The following is a 19608-nucleotide window of genomic DNA, read 5'->3' on the forward strand; positions in this document are numbered from 1 at the left end:
TTGAAGCAATACGTAGGATTAAGGGTAAACGTGCGTCTGCAGTGCTTCGTTGAAGTGTAGGCCAGTCAGGGCTTTCCCTCAATCTCTAAATTGCGCGGTGCGGCGAAGCGTGGGTTACAGGCCATTTCGTGCCATCGAGGGCCGGAAACTAGTCGCAAAAATTCGCCTTTAAAGCTTGAAAATGCGTTCGACGCCCCAATTTCCGGCGCTAGTGCGAAAGACGCGATCTCAACTCTGTTCGCCGCTTTCGCAGCCGATTCAACTCAACAGCAATTCATATTGAGCGACATGGAAAACACGCAAGAAAATTCAGCGAGCCAGAACCCCACGCCCGCCGACGATAACGCGCGCCAGGCCGCAGACACGACCAGCACGGCCCCGGCAGACGCGGCCGCCGCGCCGCAAACGGCGCCGAACGAGGCCGAGGCGGCCTTGGCCGAGGCGCAGGCGACCATCGCGGCGCTGAAGGAAGATTTCCTGCGCGCCAAGGCCGAGACGGAAAACGTGCGCCGCCGCAGCCAGGAAGATGTCGCGAAGGCGCATAAATTTGCCATCGAAAATTTCGCGGAAAACTTGTTGCCCGTGCTTGACAGTCTCGAAGCGGCGCTTTCGGACCAATCCTCGGACCTCGCCAAGGTTCGCGAAGGTGTCGAACTGACGCTGCGTCAGCTGACGGGCGCCTTGGAGAAAGGCCGCGTCATCGCGTTGAATCCTGTCGGCGAGAAATTCGATCCGCATCGTCATCAGGCCATTTCGATGGTTCCGGCCGAGCAGGATCCGAACACCGTCGTGACGGTGCTTCAGAAGGGCTATGTGATCGCCGATCGCGTGCTGCGTCCGGCGCTCGTGACCGTCGCCGCGCCGAGGTAACGCATCCGGGGCGATCATGGCCAGCGTGCTCGTCGATTCGGCCGCTTTTGCGGTGGTCCTCGACATGCAGGCGCTCGATGAAGCCGGTTTCGACGCCGGTCTTGCATCGGCGGGCGACGAGCTGGCCGTGGTGTTCTTCTGGGGCCGCGACTGCTTCAATTGCGAGATCGCCGAGAAAGCGATGCTCGCGAAGCCCGATGCGATCCGCGCGCTCGGCCTGAAATGGTTCCATAGCAACGTGTACGCGCATCGCGAACTCAGCCGGCGGTTCATGCTGCACGGCGTGCCGACCTGGTTCTTCTTTCATCGGGGCAAACGGCTCGGCCGGGTGACCGGCTGGCATGGACTCGCTCAGTTCGAAACGGCAGTCAAGGCGGCCCGTGAGAAGATCGGCGCCGCGCAAAAAAAGTTATAGACCGCATCGCGTTCAGGGTCTTGAAATCGAAACTGACGCTCTTATCTTGCGTACAGGTATGAATTTTGGGCGTTCGGCCCGGTAAATCGGCAAAAGCCGGCGTCAGGCACGACACACCGCCGCCGCAACGCCACTGCGATCAAAGCTAGGAGAGTATAAAAAATGGGCAAAATCATCGGCATCGACCTCGGCACCACGAACTCGTGCGTGGCGCTGATGGAAGGCAACCAGGTCAAGGTCATCGAGAACTCGGAAGGCGCGCGCACCACGCCGTCGATCATCGCTTACATGGATGACAACGAGATTCTCGTCGGCGCGCCTGCCAAGCGCCAGTCGGTCACCAATCCGAAGAACACGCTGTATGCGGTCAAGCGCCTGATCGGCCGCCGCTTCGACGAGAAGGAAGTGCAGAAGGACATCAACCTGATGCCCTACAAGATCGTCAAGCACGACAACGGCGACGCATGGGTCGAAGCGCACGGGAAAAACCTCGCGCCTTCGCAGGTTTCCGCCGAAGTCCTGCGCAAGATGAAGAAGACCGCTGAGGATTACCTCGGCGAGCCGGTCACGGAAGCTGTCATCACGGTGCCGGCGTACTTCAACGACAGCCAGCGTCAGGCAACGAAGGATGCGGGCCGCATCGCCGGTCTGGAAGTGAAGCGCATCATCAACGAGCCGACGGCAGCCGCGCTCGCGTTCGGTCTCGACAAGGCTGAAAAGGGTGACCGCAAGATCGCGGTGTTCGACCTCGGCGGCGGCACGTTCGATATCTCGATCATCGAAATTGCGGACGTGGACGGCGAAATGCAGTTCGAAGTGCTGTCGACGAACGGCGACACGTTCCTCGGCGGTGAAGACTTCGACCAGCGCATCATCGATTACATCATCGGCGAGTTCAAGAAAGAGCAGGGCGTCGATCTGTCGAAGGACGTGCTCGCGCTGCAGCGCCTGAAAGAAGCCGCTGAAAAGGCGAAGATCGAGCTGTCGTCGACGGCGCAGACCGACATCAACCTGCCTTACATCACGGCCGACGCGTCGGGTCCGAAGCACTTGAACCTCAAGTTCACCCGCGCGAAGCTCGAAGCGCTCGTCGAAGAGCTGATCGAGCGTACGATCGAACCGTGCCGCATCGCGATCAAGGATGCGGGCGTAAAGGTTGGCGACATCGACGACGTGATTCTCGTCGGCGGCATGACGCGCATGCCGAAGGTGCAGGAAAAGGTCAAGGAGTTCTTCGGCAAGGACCCGCGCCGTGACGTGAACCCGGACGAAGCGGTGGCCGTGGGCGCCGCGATCCAAGGTCAGGTTCTGTCGGGCGACCGCAAGGACGTTCTGCTGCTCGACGTGACGCCTCTGTCGCTTGGCATCGAGACGCTCGGCGGCGTGATGACGAAGATGATCAACAAGAATACGACGATCCCGACGAAGCACTCACAAGTGTATTCGACGGCCGACGACAACCAGGGCGCCGTGACCATCAAGGTGTTCCAGGGCGAGCGCGAAATGGCCGTGGGCAACAAGCTGCTCGGCGAGTTCAACCTCGAGGGCATTCCGCCCGCACCGCGCGGCGTGCCGCAGATCGAAGTGACCTTCGACATCGACGCGAACGGCATTCTGCACGTGGGCGCGAAGGACAAGGCGACGGGCAAGGAAAACAAGATCACCATCAAGGCGAACTCGGGTCTGACGGACGCGGAAATCGACAAGATGGTGAAGGACGCCGAAGCCAACGCCGAGGAAGATCACAAGCTGCGCGAGCTGGCCGATGCCCGCAACCAGGGTGACGCGCTGGTCCACAGCACGAAGAAGGCCGTTGCCGAGTATGGCGACAAGGTCGACGCTTCGGAAAAGGAAAAGATCGAAGCGGCGCTGAAGGACCTCGAAGACGCGCTGAAGAGCAGTTCGAGCGACAAGGCCACGATCGAAGCGAAGGTCGAGGCGCTGGCGCAAGCCTCGCAGAAGCTCGGCGAAAAGATGTACGCCGACATGCAGGCGCAGCAGGGCGCGGCGAGCGCGGCGGCGGGTGCCGCGGGCGCGGGCGCTTCGGCGGATGCGGGCGCGAGCCAGCATCACGACGATGTCGTCGATGCCGACTTCAAGGAAGTGAAGAAGGACTAAGCCGTGAGGGCGCGCGAGTGGCAACGCTCACGCGCTTTTCGGTGGCATCACCGGGACGCGTGACGCGTCTTACGTGTAACGCGCCTGGCGAGCCTCACGGCTCTCCGGGCACGTTGTTTTTTCAGAGGCGTCTTGATTTAGGCGAGGCGCGCGAAGTTTTACGCGCGAGTCGAAGCAACGGACTCGCAGCATCTGACAGGAACCGTCGCGGGTAAGCGCGGCGGCATCGAACCGACATGGCGAAACGGGATTACTACGACGTTCTGGGCGTCGCGAAAAACGCGAGCGACGACGAGATCAAGAAGGCGTATCGCAAGCTCGCGATGAAGTATCACCCTGACCGCAATCCGGACAACAAGAAGGCGGAAGAGAATTTCAAGGAGGCGAAGGAAGCCTACGAAATGCTCTCCGACCAGCAGAAGCGGGCCGCGTACGATCAGTACGGCCACGCGGGCGTCGATCCGAACATGGCGGGTGCGGGCGCACAGGGATTCGGCGGTTTCGCCGATGCCTTCGGCGATATCTTCGGCGACATCTTCGGACAGGCGGCCGGCGGTGCTGCTCGCGGCGGCCGAGGCGGCCCGCAGGTGTATCGCGGCGCGGACTTGCGCTACAGCATGGAGATCACGCTGGAGCAGGCGGCGCACGGCTACGACACGCAGATCCGCGTACCGAGCTGGGTGAACTGCAACGTATGTCACGGCTCGGGCGCGAAACCGGGCACCAAGCCGGAAACCTGCCCGACCTGTCATGGCCAGGGCCAGGTGCGCATGTCGCAGGGATTCTTCAGCATCCAGCAGACATGCCCGAAGTGCCACGGCAGCGGCAGCTACATTCCCGATCCGTGCGCCAATTGCCACGGCGCGGGCAAGGTGAAGGAAACGAAGACGCTGGAAGTGAAGATTCCGGCGGGCATCGACGACGGCATGCGCATCCGCTCGGCGGGCAACGGCGAGCCGGGTATCAACGGCGGACCGGCCGGCGACTTGTACGTGGAAATCCACATCAAGCAGCACACGGTGTTCGAACGCGACGGCGACGACCTCCATTGCCAGATGCCGATTCCGTTCACGACGGCGGCATTGGGCGGCGAGATCGAAGTGCCCACGCTGGCGGGTCGCGCGAGCTTCACGGTGCCGGAAGGCACGCAGTCCGGCAAGACGTTCCGTCTGCGCGGCAAGGGTATCAAGGGCTTGCGTTCGAGCATCGCCGGCGATCTCTATGTGCATGTGCAGGTGGAAACGCCGGTCAAGCTCACGGAACAGCAGCGTGATCTGCTGAAGCAGTTCGAGAAGTCGCTGGAGCAGGGCGGCGCGCGGCATAGTCCGCAAAGCAAAAGCTGGTTCGACCGTGTGAAGAGCTTCTTCGATTGATGCGGTTGAACGCGTTAAACGTCGTGCGAGCATGACGATGAAAACCGAAGAGCGCAGCGCGGTGTTCGCGCTGCTCGACGATTGCGATGCGACCGCCGAAAGGCGGTCGAGTCGTTTGTACACGGACTTCGCGCACGAACGCGCGTGCGCGGATGCGCGTGAGCTCGACGCGGTCTGCGGCGACATCGAACGCGACTTGCAATGCGGTCTCCATGCGGTCGTCGTCGCGGATTACGAGTTCGGACGCAATCTCCAGTTCGGCAGCATCGGACGCGGCGACGATCATGCGCTGCGCGTGCTCATGTTCCGCGAGTGCGCGCGTCTTTCGCGCGATGAGGTCGACGCCTGGCTCGCCTCGGAAGGCGATGACCTGACGGCAGGCATCGCGGGCATCGAATCGAGCGTCACGCGCGATGAGTTCGATGCGTCGATCGCCGCTGTGCAGGATGCGTTGCGCGCGGGCGAGTCATATCAGATCAACTACACCTTCCGTCTGCACTTCGACGTGTTCGGCACGCCGCTCGCGCTGTACCGGCGTTTGCGCAAGCGGCAGGCCGTGCATTACGGCGCGCTGATTGCGTTGCCCGATGGCAGGTCGGTGGTGTCGTGCTCCCCGGAATTATTCGTCGAGAAGCAGGGCGATCTGCTGCGCGCCCGGCCGATGAAAGGCACCGCGCCGCGCGACACCGATCCCGAAGCGCTGCGCCGTGATCCGAAGAATCGCGCCGAGAACGTGATGATCGTCGATCTGCTGCGCAACGACATGTCGCGCGTGGCGGTCACGGGTTCGGTGCATGTGCCCGTGCTGTTCGCGGTCGAGCCTTATGCGTCGGTGTGGCAGATGACCTCGACGATCGAAGCGCGCGTGATTCCCGGCACGTCGTTCGCCGGCATCGTGCGCGCGCTTTTTCCATGCGGTTCGATCACCGGCGCGCCGAAGTATCGGACGATGCAACTGATCGACGAAATCGAGAGCTCGCCGCGCGGCCTCTATACGGGCGCAATCGGCTGGCTGGATGCGAGCGGCGATGTTTGTCTGTCGGTGGCGATTCGCACACTCGTCGTCGACGCCGCGGGCAAACGCGGCGTGCTCGGCATCGGCGCGGGCATCGTGCTCGATAGCGTCGCGGCCGACGAATACGAGGAGTGTCTGTTGAAAGCACGCTTCCTGACCGGCGCGGACCCTGGCTTCGAACTCTTCGAGACGACCTATGCGACGCGCGACGAAGGCATTCGCTACTACGCGCGCCACGCCGCGCGACTGAAGGCAAGCGCCGCCTATCTCGGCTTTGCTTTCGACGAGCGCGCGCTCGCGGCTCAAGTCGAGAAGCAGTGCGCGCAATTCGACGCCGGCACGCCGTATCGTATGCGTATCGCGCTGGACAAGAACGGACGCATCGCGATCACGAGCGCGTTGCTCGCGCCGTTGTCATCAGATACCGTCGATGTGTTGCTCGCGTCCGATCGCGGCTTCGCAGCGCAGTCATCAAGCGATCCGCTGCTACGTCACAAGACCACGCGCCGCGCCGACTACGATCGCGCATGGAAAGCCGCCGAAGCCGAAGGCGCGTTCGACATGCTCTTCGTCAACGAACGCGGCGAGCTGACCGAAGGCGGCCGTTCGAGCGTCTTCGTGCAGCTCGACGGAAAGTGGTGGACGCCGCCCGTCGACGCCGGCGTGTTGCCAGGCGTGATGCGCGCGGTGCTCATCGAAGAACTCGGTGCCGCCGAACGCACGCTGACGATGGATGACTTGCAGAAAGCCGAAGCCCTGCTCATCAGCAACGCATTACGCGGTGCCGTGAAGGCAAGGCTTCAGCGCTAAGCATCACCACTCCGCGACGCTGCCGTCCGCATGACGCCAAACCGGATTGCGCCAGCGATGCCCGACCTTCGCCATCTCTCGCACCTTCTCCTCGTTCACCTCGATGCCGAGCCCCGGTCCCTGCGGGATCGAAACCATCCCGTCGTCATACTTGAAGACTTCCGGATTCTTGATGTAATCGAGCAGGTCGTTGCCCTTGTTGTAGTGAATGCCGAGGCTCTGCTCCTGAATGAACGCGTTGTAGCTCACCGCGTCGATCTGCAGGCAGGTCGCGAGCGCGATCGGCCCGAGCGGGCAATGCAGCGCGAGCGCGACGTCGTAAGCTTCAGCCATCGTCGCGATCTTGCGGCATTCGGTCAGGCCGCCCGCATGTGACGCATCCGGCTGAATGATGTCGACGTAACCGCCCGCCAGAATGTGCTTGAAGTCCCAGCGCGAGTAGAGCCGCTCGCCGAGCGCGATCGGCGTGCTTGTCTGGCTGACGATATCGCGCAGCGCCTCGACGTTCTCCGACAGCACCGGCTCTTCGATGAACATCAGCTTGAACGGATCGAGTTCCTTCGCGAGCACCTTCGCCATCGGCTTGTGGACGCGTCCGTGGAAGTCGACGCCGATGCCCACGTTCGGACCGACCGCCTCGCGCACCGCGCGCACGTTGTCGATCACGCCTTGCACCTTGTCGAAGGTATCGATGATCTGCAACTCTTCCGAGCCGTTCATCTTCACGGCCTTGAAGCCGCGTTCGACCACCGCGCGCGCGTTATTCGCGACATCGCTCGGACGGTCGCCGCCGATCCACGAATACACCTTGATCCTGTCGCGCACCTGGCCGCCGAGCAGCGCGTGCACCGGCACGCCGTGATGCTTGCCGAGAATGTCCCACAACGCCTGATCGACGCCCGCGATCGCGCTCATGCCGATAGGACCGCCGCGATAAAACCCGGAGCGGTACATCACCTGCCACAGGTCTTCGATATGCCGCGGGTCCTTGCCGACCAGATAGTCGGCGAGTTCGTCCACTGCGGCGGCCACCGTATGTGCGCGGCCTTCGACAACCGGCTCGCCCCAGCCGGTGATGCCTTCGTCCGTTTCGATCTTGAGGAAGCACCAGCGCGGCGGAACGATAAAAGTTTCGAGCTTCGTGATTTTCATTGAGCGTCTCCTGAAGGGTCATCCATGTTAGCAAAAAGCCGCGATCAAGGCATATTAATAGTATTATTGTATTTAAGTCGGGTTCTACGAAACATCAGTCGAATAGCCCATAATCGTGCCCACACTAAAGGAGACGATCATTCACCGGGATCTACATGGCCGCGTGGCGCATGAACTGGGCATGGCCATTCTGCGCGGGGACTTCGCGCCCGGTTCGCCTCTGCCGCGCGAAGCGGAATTGATGGAGCGCTTCGGCGTGAGCCGCACGGTGCTCCGCGAGGCGTTACGCACGCTCACATCGAAAGGGCTGATCGAGTCGCGCCCGAAGGTCGGCACGCGCGTGCGCGCGAAGGATGCCTGGAATCTGCTCGACGTCGATATGCTCGACTGGTACTCGCGCGTCGCGCCGCCGCTGCAATTCGCGCTCAAGCTCCAGGAAATGCGCGAGATGATCGAGCCGTACGCCGCCGCGCTTGCCGCCGGCAACCACGAGGACCGCACGCGCGAGCGCCTCACGCGCGCGCATCAGGCGATGGCCGGCGCACAGAATGTCGAAGAATGGGTGCGCGCGGACCTCGATTTCCATCTGTGCGTGCTCGCCGCGTGCAGCAACGAATTGCTGATACCGCTCGGCGCGCTCATCGAGCGCACGCTGGAAGGCCAGTTGCGCCTGAACGCCAAACGCGCCGATGTCTACAACGCGTCGCTCGCGGAGCATACGGCCGTGTTCGAGGCGATCATCGCGCGCGATTCGACCGGTGCGCGCCGCGCGATGGCCGATCTGCTCGGCATGACGCGCAGCAGGATTGAAGGCTAAAAAGCGTTCAGCGGAATCTTCAGATACGTCGTGCCGTTGCCGGCCGCTTCAGGAAAGTGGCCGGCGCGGATGTTCACCTGGATCGCCGGCAGAATGAGCGTCGGCATGCCGAGGGTCGCGTCGCGTGCCTCGCGCATCGCGACGAATTCGTCCTCGGTCTTGCCGCCCCCGACGTGAATGTTCTGCTCACGCTGCTCGCGCACCGTGGATTGCCAGCGCGGGGCGCGCGTGTCGGGCGGATAGTCGTGGCACACGAAGAGCCGCGTGTCCGGATCGAGCGCGAGCAGGCGCTGGATCGATCGATACAGCCGGCGCGCGCTGCCGCCGGGAAAATCGCAGCGCGCGGTCCCGACGTCCGGCATGAAGAGCGTGTCGCCGACGAACACCGCATCGCCGATCCGATACGCCACGTCGGCGGGCGTGTGGCCCGGCACGAAGAGCGCGGTGGCTTCGAGCTCGCCGATCATGAAGCGCTCGCCGTCCGCAAAGAGATGATCGAATTGCGAGCCGTCGAGCCGAAACTCCGGCTCGAGATCGAAGATCTTCTTGAACACGCCCTGCACGGCGCGTATCGATTCGCCGATGCCGATCTTCCCGCCGAGCATGCGCTTCAGATACGGCGCCGCCGAAAGATGGTCGGCATGCGCGTGTGTCTCCAGAATCCATTCGACGGCAAGCCGCTCTTCGCGCACGAACTCGATGACCGCATCGGCTGATTGCGTCGACGTGCGCGCGGCTTTGGGGTCGTAGTCGAGCACGGGATCGATGATCGCCGCCGCCGAACCGGCCTTCGCGTAGACGACATACGTCATCGTGCCGGTGTTGATATCGAAGAAAGGCTGAATGATGGGTTGCACGCTGATTCCCCCGGCTGCCGTGCGGCGCGTCGACTCGCGTCGTGCTCTCGTCGCCCTGATCGATTGGGCGTGTTTGTCAGGATCGCGATACAGTGTAACCCTTTGCGCCGGACCCGAACGCGCCGGCGGTCATCTCCACGGAAGCTCCATCAAGAGGTTCGAATGCCGCACGTCCCGACTTCGCTCGCGTCGTCGTGGGGCGCGTGGGCCGTCTTCGTCAGCGTCCTCGCGACGCAGCTCGGCGTGCCCGTCCCCGCCGCGCCGATGCTGATTCTCGCCGGCACGCTCGTCGCCGCCGGCAACGCGCCGTTCTGGCAGATGCTCGCGGCGGCAGTGCTCGCCGTGCTCATCGCCGATTCGCTCTGGTTCGCCGCCGGCCGACTCTACGGCCGGCGCTTTCTCAATTCGCTCGTGCGCTTCTCGCTGTCGATCGATACGACGTTGCGCACCGCGCGCCGCTGGTTCGAGCGCTTCGGCGTGCCGCTGCTCGCGCTGTCGAAGTTTGTGCCCGGGCTCGGGCTCGTGTCGGCGCCGCTGCTCGGCACCACGCAGATCGAAGTGCGCGTCTTTCTGCTGTGGGATCTGATCGGCGCGACGGCGTGGGCGAGTTTCTGGATGCTCGGCGGCGCGGCGCTGCAGGAACAGATCGGACGGCTCGTCATCCTGGTGCGCGCCAACGGCACGACGGTGATCGACATTCTCGTGATGGTCGCGCTCGGCTTCATGCTGTATCGATGGATCCGGCGCGAGCAATTTCGCCAGTGGCTCGCGAAGTATCACATCACGCCGGATCAACTCGACGCGATGATGCGTTCCGACACGCCGCCCGTGATCTACGACGCGCGCCCGGCGGAGATCCGCCGCCGCGAGCCGTATCGCATCGCGGGCGCGATCGCGCTGGATCTCGATTCGCCCGATCGCGTCGATCAGTTGTATTCGGAGCACGAGGTGGTCGTGTATTGCGTGTGCCCGAACGAGGCGACCGCGAAGACCATCGCACGGCAGTTGCGCGCGAAGGGGTTCAGGCACGTGCGGCCGCTGAAGGGCGGGCTGGATGCGTGGGAGAAGCACGGCTATCCGGTCGAACCGATGCCGGCGGAGCACCTTCACGCCGCCGCCGACCAAGACGACATCGATCACGACATGGTCACGATTCGCGCGACCGCGCCCGAATGATCTACGTCCGGCGCGCCGGCCGGTTCACCAGCGCGATGCCCGCGAGGACCATCGCCGCGGCGACCATGAAACGCGCGGTGAAATGCTCGCCGAGCAGAAGCACGCCGAAGGTGACGCCGAAGATCGGCGTGAGAAACGAGAACACCGAAAGCCGCGACGCCATATAGCGCGTGAGCAGCCAGAACCAGGTCAGATAGCTGATGAACGCGACGACGATCGCCTGATACGCGAGACTCGCGATCGCGAGCGGCGAGACGGCTTCGACGTGCGTCTGCCCGATGCCTGCCGCGAGCGCGAGCAGCAGCACCGCCGACACCGCCAGTTGATAGAACAGCGTCTTGCTCGCGCTTGCCCGCGCCAGCGACGACGCACGCACGACCACGGTCGTCGCGGCCCAGAAGATGCCGGCCATGATGCCGAGCGCATCGCCCGCGATACCCTGCAACGTCGATGCGCTATTCGGATTGCCGTGCAGAAAACCGTCGGCGAACGCGAGTGCGATGCCGCAGAACGCGAGCACGATGCCGCACCACTGCGTGCGAGAGAGCCGCTCGCCGGCCACGAATGCGTGCAGGCCGAGCGCCGTGAAGCAGGGCGCGGTGTAGAGAAACACGGCCATGCGCGTCGCGGTGGTGAGACTCAGGCCGAAGAATATGCAAACGAACTCGCCGCCGAACAGCAGGCCTGCGAGCAAGCCGGCGGGCAACGTGTCGTCGCGCTGGAAGAGCGGCACGCCGCGCGTGCGCGTCCAGATCCATACAAGCAATGTTGCGATGAGCGAGCGGATGCCGGCTTGCAGCATTGGCGGAATCGACGCGTTCGCTTCCTTGATCGCGACTTGCTGGAATCCCCATGCGCCGCACAGCGCGATCATGACGACGATGGCGGTGGTGTCGGGGGCGCGGCGCAGGGCGAGGGACGGCGTGTTCATTGGCTGGCTCTTGAACGTGGCCGCAGAGGCCATGCACTGATTTGGAGCGTCGATTGTGCCAGCGAACGGGCCCTGATGAGCGAAAGGTCGCGATGAGCCCGTGGAGATTGCGCGCCGCGACGAATGCGCGGCGCGAGTTCATGCGTGAATCAGGAATGCTTTTCGATCAGTTCGACCTTGTAGCCGTCCGGATCTTCGACGAACGCAATCACGGTCGTGCCGCCCTTCACGGGGCCGGCTTCGCGGGTGACCTTGCCGCCCACCTGGCGAATGCGCTCGCATGCGTCGGCGGCGTCGTCGACTTCGAGCGCGATATGGCCATATGCCGTGCCGAGGTCGTACTTGTCGGTGCCCCAGTTGTAGGTGAGTTCGAGCACGCTGTTCTCGCTTTCCGGGCCGTAGCCGACGAAAGCGAGCGTGTACTTGTACTCCGTGTTTTCGCTTTGACGCAGCACTTTCATGCCGAGAATGCGCGTATAGAAATCGATGGAACGCTGCAGGTCGCCGACGCGCAGCATCGTATGGAGGAGTCGCATGGTGGGGTTCCTGTTGTGTGTGGTTTGCGGGGGACAGGAAAGAAATTGTACCGTCGGCGCCGGACGCCCGCTGACGATGCGTCAGAGCGCCGGAAGCAGATCCGGCGGATGATGCTTCAATGTATGCCGCGCCTCGCGGAACTCCGGGAAGATCGATTCGACCGTCTGCCAGAAGCGCGGGCTGTGGTTCATCTCGCGCAGATGCGCGAGCTCGTGCGCGACGACGTAATCGATGATCGACATCGGGAAATGAATGAGCCGCCAGTTCAGGCGGATCTTGCCGTCGCTGGAACAACTGCCCCAGCGCGTCGCCGCCGATGACAACGCGTACGCGCGATACTCGACGCCGAGCTTCGCCGCATACACCGCGAGCCGCTCGCCGAAGATGCGCTTTGCTTCCGATTGCAGCCAGCCTTGCACGCGATCCTTGATCTGCTGCGCGTCGGCGAAGGCGGGCATGGCGAGCGAGAGCACGTTGGTGGCGTCGTCGAAGGACAGCGCGCTCGCCGCCGATCCGAGCGACACGCTGATCGTCTTGCCGAGATACGGAAACTGAGCGCCGTCCTTCCAGTCGATGCGCGGCAGTGCACGCTGCTCGACGCGCGTCTGCCATTCGGTGAGCTTCTTGACGATCCAGTTCTGCTTGTCGAGGATCGCGCTTTCGATGTCCGCGATCGTCACCCAGCGCGGCGCGGTGATCGCGAGCCCGGTGCCGTCGATGCAAAAGCCGATCGTGCGCCGCGACGAACGCCTCAGCCGATACTCGAGCGCGCCCGCCTTGAGCGCGATGCGGCGCAGGCGCACGCCATCGGGCAGCGGCGCCGCCGGAGTTGCTGGTGTCAGGACGGGGAGGGGATCGGCGGCAGGGACGTCGCCACGCAGCGGAGCGGGTGCGCTCGCGGGCGGCGCGCCGGAGTATGCCGGCGCATGCTCGAACGGCAGATCGAGCTGCAGGGTATCGAGCGCGACGGCGGGACGCTGTCGCGATGGGGCTTTCTGCATCGGCTCGGCTTTGCGCTCACGGCGCAGGAATGACGAGAAGAATGAGTAAGGCACGCCGCGGCTCGATCCGAACGCCGCCGCTTCAGCGGCCCGCGCCCGCGGCGCCGGCTTCACCCGGCTGCGCGTTCGGCGCGGCATAAGCATGCGGATCGATGCGGCGCATTTCCGCCTCGATCCAGCTTTCGACGCGCGTGTTCACTTCCTCGGGCGTGAGGCCGGCTGTATCGATCGGCTTGCCGATCGACACCGTGACTATACCCGGATATTTGATAAAGGAATTGCGTGGCCAGACGTGCCCCGCGTTGTGCGCGATGGGCACGACCGGTGCGCCGGTCACGACGGCGAAGCGCGCGCCGCCGGTCTTGTACTTGCCCTGGCTGCCGACTCGCGTGCGCGTACCTTCGGGAAACATGATGACCCACGCGCCTTCTTCCATGCGTGCGCGGCCCTGGCGCGTGACCGATGCGAACGCGTCGCGGCCCTGCTTGCGATCGATGTGCACCATCTTGAGCAGCCCGAGCGCCCAGCCGAAGAACGGTACGTAGAGCAGCTCGCGCTTGAACACGTAGCAGAGCGGCCGCGGCATCAGCGCGGGAAACGCGAGCGTCTCCCACGCGGACTGGTGCTTGGACAGCAGCACGGCCGGCCCATTCGGCAGGTTCTCCATGCCTTCGATCGTGTAGCGTATCCCGATCAGATGTCGCAACACGACGATGGTCGATTTGCACCAGCCGGCCGCCATCCAGTAGCGCTTGTCGGCGCGCATGAACGGAAACGCAATGAAGCAGGCGATCGCGTACGGCGTCGTGTACGCGATGAAGTAGAGCATCAACAGCAAAGAACGGATGAAGCGCATGGCGTCTCGGTGTTACTGGGCCGCGGAGCGGTCCTGATGCCGTGCGAGGAAGTCGAGCGCGAACGCGCGCAAGTCCTTGTGAACGACGGTGCCTTCGGGCAACTGACCTTCCTTGAGCGTCTTTTCGCCCTTGCCGGTGAGCACGAGATGCACGGGGAAGCCGAGCGCCGCGCCCGCCTGCAGATCGCGCAGCGAATCGCCGACGACGGGCGTAATTTCAGGATCGATCTCGAAGCGGTCGATGATCTGCTGCAACATGCCGGGCCTCGGCTTTCGGCAATCGCATTGATCTTCCGCCGTGTGCGGGCAGAAGAACACCGCGTCGATGCGCCCGCCGACGGCCGCGACCGCGCGATTCATCTTTTGATGCATCGCGTTCAGCGCGGCCATGTCGAAGAGACCGCGCCCGATGCCCGACTGATTCGATGCGATCGCGACGCGATAGCCCGACTGATTCAGGCGCGCAATGGCTTCGAGGCTGCCGGGAATGGCGACCCATTCGTCCGGCGACTTGATGAACGCATCGGAATCGACGTTGATGACGCCGTCTCGATCGAGGATGACCAGTTTTCGGTTCATGACCATGGCGGCGCGTCAGGCAGCGAGCTTCGAAATATCGGCGACGCAGTTCATCTGCTGATGCAATGCGTTGAGCAATGCGAGCCGATTGTTGCGCAGCGCGGGATCTTCCGCGTTCACCATCACATCGTTGAAGAACGTGTCGACGCTCTCGCGCAATGCGGCGAGCGCGCTCAACGCTTCCGTATAGTTGCGCGCGGCGAGCTGGCTCTGCACGCGCGGCGTCACCTGCTCGATCTGCGCGTAGAGATTCTTTTCCGCCGCTTCGACGAGCAACGCCTTGTTCACCGACGAAGGCGCGCCTTGCTCCGACTTCTTCAGGATGTTCGAGATGCGCTTGTTGGCCGCCGCGAGCGTCGCCGCTTCGGGCAGCGCGGCGAACTCGCGCACGGCATCGAGGCGCGCGACGATGTCGTCGAGACGCGTCGGGTTCAGGCTCAGCACCGCTTCGATATCGTTCGCTTCGAAGCCGCGTTCGCGCAACAGACCGCGCAGGCGATCGAGGAAGAACGCGTAGATGGCGTCGGTCGAATCGGCGACTTGCGGCATGCCTGCGAACTGGCGTTGCGCCACGCCGACGAGATCGCGCAGATCGATCGGCAGCTTCTTTTCCAGCAGGATGCGCAGCACGCCGAGCGCGTGACGGCGTAGCGCAAACGGATCTTTCTCGCCGGTCGGCGCGAGACCGATACCCCAGATACCGACGATCGTCTCCAGCTTGTCCGCGAGCGCGACCGCGGCGCCGACGCCCGTCGATGGCGTTTCATCGCCCGAAAAGCGCGGCTGATAGTGCTCCGAGCACGCGAGCGCGACTTCTTCCGGCTCGCCGTCGTAACGTGCGTAATACGTGCCCATCGTCCCTTGCAGCTCCGGGAACTCGCCGACCATGTCGGTCAGCAAGTCGGCCTTCGCGAGGCGCGCGGCGCGGCGGGTGAGCGCGGCATCGACGCCGACCATCGGCGCGATTTCACCTGCCAGCGCCTCGAGACGCTCGACGCGTTGCAACGTCGAACCGAGCTTGTTGTGATAGACGACGTTCGCGAGCAGCGGCACGCGATCTTCGAGACGCTTCTTCTTGTCCTGCGTGAAGAAGAACTTCGCATCGGCCAGGCGCGGGCGCACGACGCGCTCGTTGCCTTCGACGATCTCGCCGGGCGTCTTCGTATCGATGTTCGACACGATCAGGAAGCGCGAGCGCAGCTTGCCGTGCTGGTCGGTGAGCGCGAAGTACTTCTGGTTGGTCTGCATCGTGAGGATCAGACATTCCTGCGGCACCTGCAGGAACTCCTCGTCGAAGCGGCATTCGTAGACGACCGGCCATTCGACGAGCGCGTTCACTTCGTCGAGCAGCGCTTCGGGCATCACGACGCGGTCAACTCCTGCGAACGCGAGAAGTTGCGTGCGAATCGACTCGCGGCGATCCTCGAAGTTGGCGACCACATGCCCCTTGCTGCGCAGCGTGTCGGCGTAATCGTCTGCGTGCGGAATCGCGACGAAGCCTTCCGACATGAATCGATGGCCGATGGTCGTATCGCCCGAATCGACGCCAAGCGCGCTGACCGGCACGATATTGCGCCCGTGCATGGCGATCAGGCGCTGCACCGGACGCACGAACTGCACGCTGGTGCCGTCCGGACGCTGGTAAGTCATGACCTTCGGAATCGGCAACTTGCCGAGTGTTTCATCGAGCGCGGCTTGCAGCCCGTCGGCGAGCGTCGCGCCGGGCGCGGCATAGCGCAGGAAGAACGCTTCCGCCTTGCCGTCCTGTGCGCGTTCGAGTTCGGCGAGCGGGAAGTCGGGGAAGCCGAGCGCCGCGAGCTTCTTCGCGAGCGGCGCCGTAGGGTTGCCTTCCTTGTCGAGCGCGACCGTCACCGGCAGCACTTTCTCACGCACCTGCCTTTGCGGCGCGACATCGCGCACGTTCCGGATGAGCACGGCGAGGCGGCGCGGCGTCGCGTACTTTTCGAACGAGGGCGCGCCGTCGATCAGATCGCGTGCGGCGAGACGTTCGACAATGCCGTCGGCGAAAGCGGTGCCGAGACGCGCGAGCGCCTTCGGCGGCAGTTCCTCGGTGAGCAGCTCGACGAGCAGAGAAGCGTGTTTGGATTGCGTCATTGTTCTGTCGAGCCTCGTCAAACCTGTTCGTTGTTGCTGCGTTCGCCCGGCGGCGTGCTTTCCGGCTTGAGCGGCGGCGCCCACGCGGGGCGCTGCGCTTCCTGCTCGTCGGTGACCAGGTCGCGATCGCCTCGCACCGGGTTGCCGAGCATCGGGAAGCCGAGCGCTTCGCGCGAATCGTAGTAAGCCTGCGCGACGAGACGCGACAGCGCACGGATGCGGCCGATGTACGCCGCGCGCTCCGTGACGGAAATGGCGCCGCGCGCATCGAGCAGATTGAACGTGTGGCCCGCCTTCAGCACGAGTTCATATGCGGGCAGCGCGAGCTTTGCGTCGATCATCTTCTTCGCTTCTTCTTCGTAGCTCTTGAAGAAGGTGAAGAGCAGGTCGACGTTCGCATGCTCGAAGTTATAGGTGGACTGTTCGACTTCGTTCTGGTGATACACGTCACCGTAGGTCAGCCGGCGCAGCACGCGGCCGTTCGGACCGTCTTCTTCCCATTCGGTCCAGACGAGGTCGTACACGTTCTCGACCTTTTGCAGATACATCGCGAGACGTTCGAGGCCGTAGGTGATTTCGCCGAGCACCGGCTTGCAATCGATGCCGCCCGCCTGCTGGAAATACGTGAACTGCGTCACTTCCATTCCGTTGAGCCACACTTCCCAGCCGAGGCCCCACGCGCCGAGCGTCGGGTTCTCCCAGTCGTCCTCGACGAAGCGCACGTCGTTCTGCTTCAGATCGAAGCCGAGCGCTTCGAGCGAGCCGAGGTACAGATCGAGGATGTTTTCAGGCGCGGGTTTCAGCACGACCTGATACTGATAGTAGTGCTGCAGGCGGTTCGGATTCTCGCCATAGCGGCCGTCCTTCGGGCGGCGCGACGGTTGAACGTAGGCCGCGCGCCACGGCTCGGGGCCGATCGCGCGCAGGAACGTGTGGACGTGCGAGGTGCCCGCGCCGACTTCCATGTCGATCGGCTGGAGGAGCGCGCAGCCCTTCTCGTTCCAGTAGGACTGCAGCGTCAGAATGATTTGCTGGAATGTGAGCATGATTGCCTTTTGCGGGGCGGATGCGGCGCGGCCATCGTCGGGACGACGCGACTCGGAGGCTCGGCCAAAGTGCTGAAACGGGGAATTTTAGCCGAACGGCAGGGCGGCTGCGGCTTTTTGGGAATCGACGCGCCTGCGGAAACAGACGCGCGGGCCGCGTCGCATGGCGCAACGCGGCATCGTTTCAGTCGATGTTCAGCGCGCGTCCGAACGTTTCCGGTCAGGTGCAAACGCAAACCCGAACGCGAGCAACAAGAGCGACATCGCGATCACCGTCATATTCCCGCTCGTCACATACGGCGTGCTGCCCGACGTCCCTTGCACGCGCGCTTCGAGCACGCCGGTCGTGAAGGTCGGCAGCTTCGAGACGACATCGCCGTTCGCCGCGATCACCGCCGTCATGCCGGTGTTGGTAGCGCGCAGCATCGGCCGGCCGGTTTCGATCGATCGCATGCGCGCGATCTGAAGATGCTGATCGAGCGCAATCGTATTGCCGAACCACGCGAGGTTTGTCGAGTTGACCAGAATGCCCGCAGGCGTTTCCTGCTCGCGGATCGTGCGCGCGATCTCTTCGCCGAAGATGTCCTCGTAGCAGATATCCACGGCGACCGGCTGGTTGTGCACGATGAACGCCTTCTGCGCGATCGGCCCGCGCGCAAGATCGCCGAGCGGAATGCCCATCATGCGCACGAACCAGTGAAAGCCGAGCGGCACGAATTCTCCGAAGGGCACGAGATGATGCTTGTCGTAGCGGTACACGCCGTTCACGTGCGGCGTGACGCCGAAGAGGCTGTTGGTGTAATCGGTCGCGCGGCCATCGGGGAGAATCGTGACGCCGATCGCGCCGAAGAGAATCGACGAGTTCGTGTCGTCCGCGAAGTTCCGGATCGTGACGGCGAAGTCTCGAGGAATCTGCACGGACAAGACGGGCAGCGCAGTTTCCGGCGTGACGATCAGATCGGCGGGCTTCTCGGTGATGAGCCGCTGGTAGAGCGCGAGCGATTCATCGACACCGGCCTGTTCGAACTTCATTTCCTGTTTCACATTGCCTTGCAGGAGACGCACATCGAGAGGGGCGTTGGCGGGCGTCGTCCAATCGACGAACGATAGCAGCATGCCCCCGACGATCAGCGCAATGGCAACAGCCGCGGGGATCAGCGCACGCGCGCCACGGCCCGCATGCCGCCAGTGATACAGCGCCTGCACGATCAGCGCCGCGACGAGCGCGAGCACCCAGCCGACACCGTACACGCCGACGAGCGCGCCGAAGCCCTTGAGCGGTCCGTCGACTTGCGCATAACCGCTCGCGAGCCACGGAAAGCCCGTGAACACGAGTCCACGCAGCCATTCGCCGAGCGCCCACGCGCTCGCGAACGCAAACGCGCCGTGCCATGTCGGCGCAAAGCGCGGCGAGGCGTCGATGTCGCGTGCGGTGGCCGCGTCTTCATCGCCGAAGCGCGCGCGGCCCGCGACGAACGACCAGACCGCGCTCGCCAGCGCCGGATAAATCGCGAGGTAAAGCGAAAACAACGCGACGGCCGCTGCGGCGAGCGGCGCGGCCATCCCGCCGTAGACATGCATGCTCACGTAGAGCCACCACACGCCCGTGACGAAGTTGCCGAAGCCGAACGCCCAGCCGGTCGCGGCGGCGCTGCGCCAGTTGCCGGTGCGCGTGAGCCACGCGAAAAAGAGCGCGAAGATGACGAGCTCGATCCAGCCGCCGTGCGGCGTCGGGGCGAAGGAGAGCGTATTGATGGCGCCGAGCACGGCGGCCACGAGGTAATGCCAGAAGGGCAATGCGCGCGGCGACTCGGAGATGAGGGATGCGTCGCGTTGACGGGAGAGGAAACGAAACGATGAATCGGCCATTAATGACGGTCGAGATGAAACGAAGGCGGGCGAAGGGGTGATGGCGGGTGCCGGATTCGCTCCGGCGCCCG

The 19608-nt window shown here is 63.8% G+C and carries 17 protein-coding genes; 7 read left to right on the top strand and 10 right to left on the bottom strand.

Translation table 11 applies throughout. The annotated features are described in order from the left end of the window. Positions 1-288: 288 nt before the first annotated feature. From grpE to pabB, 5 genes are all read left to right on the top strand, one after another. Complete coding sequence (gene grpE, locus NCS58_RS02930; RefSeq protein WP_250537839.1) at positions 289-870, top strand: nucleotide exchange factor GrpE; 582 nt, start codon at positions 289-291, stop codon at positions 868-870. A 16-nt stretch (positions 871-886) separates the two neighbouring features. Beyond that, complete coding sequence (locus tag NCS58_RS02935; RefSeq protein WP_250537805.1) at positions 887-1285, top strand: thioredoxin family protein; 399 nt, start codon at positions 887-889, stop codon at positions 1283-1285. 162 nt (positions 1286-1447) lie between these two features. Continuing rightward, positions 1448-3403 carry a molecular chaperone DnaK gene (dnaK, locus tag NCS58_RS02940; RefSeq protein ID WP_061117766.1) on the top strand — a complete coding sequence of 652 codons (1956 nt, stop codon included), beginning with the start codon at positions 1448-1450 and terminating at the stop codon, positions 3401-3403. 236 nt (positions 3404-3639) lie between these two features. Then, complete coding sequence (gene dnaJ / locus NCS58_RS02945) at positions 3640-4776, top strand: molecular chaperone DnaJ (protein ID WP_061117765.1); 1137 nt, start codon at positions 3640-3642, stop codon at positions 4774-4776. Positions 4777-4813: 37 nt separating this feature from the next. Beyond that, a complete protein-coding gene (pabB, locus tag NCS58_RS02950) occupies positions 4814-6601 on the top strand; it encodes an aminodeoxychorismate synthase component I (protein ID WP_250537840.1) in 1788 nt (595 codons plus the stop codon). A 3-nt stretch (positions 6602-6604) separates the two neighbouring features. On the opposite strand, the gene dgoD is transcribed toward pabB, so the two are convergent. Next, entirely contained in the window at positions 6605-7753 is a 1149-nt protein-coding gene (gene dgoD, locus NCS58_RS02955; protein ID WP_250537806.1) for a galactonate dehydratase, read from the bottom strand. Between the two features lie 181 nt (positions 7754-7934). Between dgoD and NCS58_RS02960 the strand changes: the two genes are divergently transcribed. After that, positions 7935-8570 (top strand): FadR/GntR family transcriptional regulator, encoded by a 636-nt coding sequence (locus tag NCS58_RS02960; RefSeq protein ID WP_409219251.1) that lies wholly within the window; start codon positions 7935-7937, stop codon positions 8568-8570. Here the strand turns inward: NCS58_RS02960 and NCS58_RS02965 are convergent. Next, complete coding sequence (locus NCS58_RS02965; RefSeq protein ID WP_250537807.1) at positions 8567-9427, bottom strand: MBL fold metallo-hydrolase; 861 nt, start codon at positions 9425-9427, stop codon at positions 8567-8569. The two genes, NCS58_RS02960 and NCS58_RS02965, sit on opposite strands and share 4 nt — an antisense overlap. 162 nt (positions 9428-9589) lie before the next feature. Here NCS58_RS02965 and NCS58_RS02970 point away from each other — a divergent pair, with 162 nt between their 5' ends. Then, positions 9590-10603 (top strand): DedA family protein/thiosulfate sulfurtransferase GlpE, encoded by a 1014-nt coding sequence (locus tag NCS58_RS02970; protein ID WP_061117761.1) that lies wholly within the window; start codon positions 9590-9592, stop codon positions 10601-10603. Between the two features lies 1 nt (position 10604). On the opposite strand, the gene NCS58_RS02975 is transcribed toward NCS58_RS02970, so the two are convergent. The 8 genes from NCS58_RS02975 to lnt all read right to left on the bottom strand — a co-directional run bounded on the left by NCS58_RS02975 (position 10605) and on the right by lnt (position 19537). Then, positions 10605-11534: a DMT family transporter gene (locus NCS58_RS02975; protein ID WP_250537808.1), complete on the bottom strand. Its 930-nt coding sequence runs from the start codon at positions 11532-11534 to the stop codon at positions 10605-10607. Between the two features lie 149 nt (positions 11535-11683). Then, positions 11684-12070: a lactoylglutathione lyase gene (gloA, locus tag NCS58_RS02980; RefSeq protein WP_050608809.1), complete on the bottom strand. Its 387-nt coding sequence runs from the start codon at positions 12068-12070 to the stop codon at positions 11684-11686. An 81-nt stretch (positions 12071-12151) separates the two neighbouring features. Continuing rightward, a complete protein-coding gene (locus NCS58_RS02985; protein WP_061117882.1) occupies positions 12152-13072 on the bottom strand; it encodes a M48 family metallopeptidase in 921 nt (306 codons plus the stop codon). An 82-nt stretch (positions 13073-13154) separates the two neighbouring features. Then, positions 13155-13928: a 1-acyl-sn-glycerol-3-phosphate acyltransferase gene (locus NCS58_RS02990; protein ID WP_061117758.1), complete on the bottom strand. Its 774-nt coding sequence runs from the start codon at positions 13926-13928 to the stop codon at positions 13155-13157. Between the two features lie 12 nt (positions 13929-13940). Then, positions 13941-14513: a D-glycero-beta-D-manno-heptose 1,7-bisphosphate 7-phosphatase gene (gmhB, locus tag NCS58_RS02995; protein ID WP_061117757.1), complete on the bottom strand. Its 573-nt coding sequence runs from the start codon at positions 14511-14513 to the stop codon at positions 13941-13943. 9 nt (positions 14514-14522) lie between these two features. Then, the gene (gene glyS / locus NCS58_RS03000) at positions 14523-16622 is read right to left on the bottom strand and encodes a glycine--tRNA ligase subunit beta (RefSeq protein WP_250537809.1); all 2100 of its coding nucleotides are present in this window, start codon (positions 16620-16622) and stop codon (positions 14523-14525) included. 17 nt (positions 16623-16639) lie between these two features. Continuing rightward, complete coding sequence (gene glyQ / locus NCS58_RS03005) at positions 16640-17668, bottom strand: glycine--tRNA ligase subunit alpha (RefSeq protein ID WP_086960944.1); 1029 nt, start codon at positions 17666-17668, stop codon at positions 16640-16642. Between the two features lie 195 nt (positions 17669-17863). Next, positions 17864-19537, bottom strand: a complete 1674-nt coding sequence (lnt, locus tag NCS58_RS03010) for an apolipoprotein N-acyltransferase (protein WP_250537810.1) — start codon at positions 19535-19537, stop codon at positions 17864-17866. Positions 19538-19608 lie beyond the last annotated feature (71 nt).

Source organism: Caballeronia sp. INML3B, from assembly GCF_023631305.1.
GTDB classification, from domain to species: Bacteria; Pseudomonadota; Gammaproteobacteria; order Burkholderiales; family Burkholderiaceae; genus Caballeronia; species Caballeronia turbans.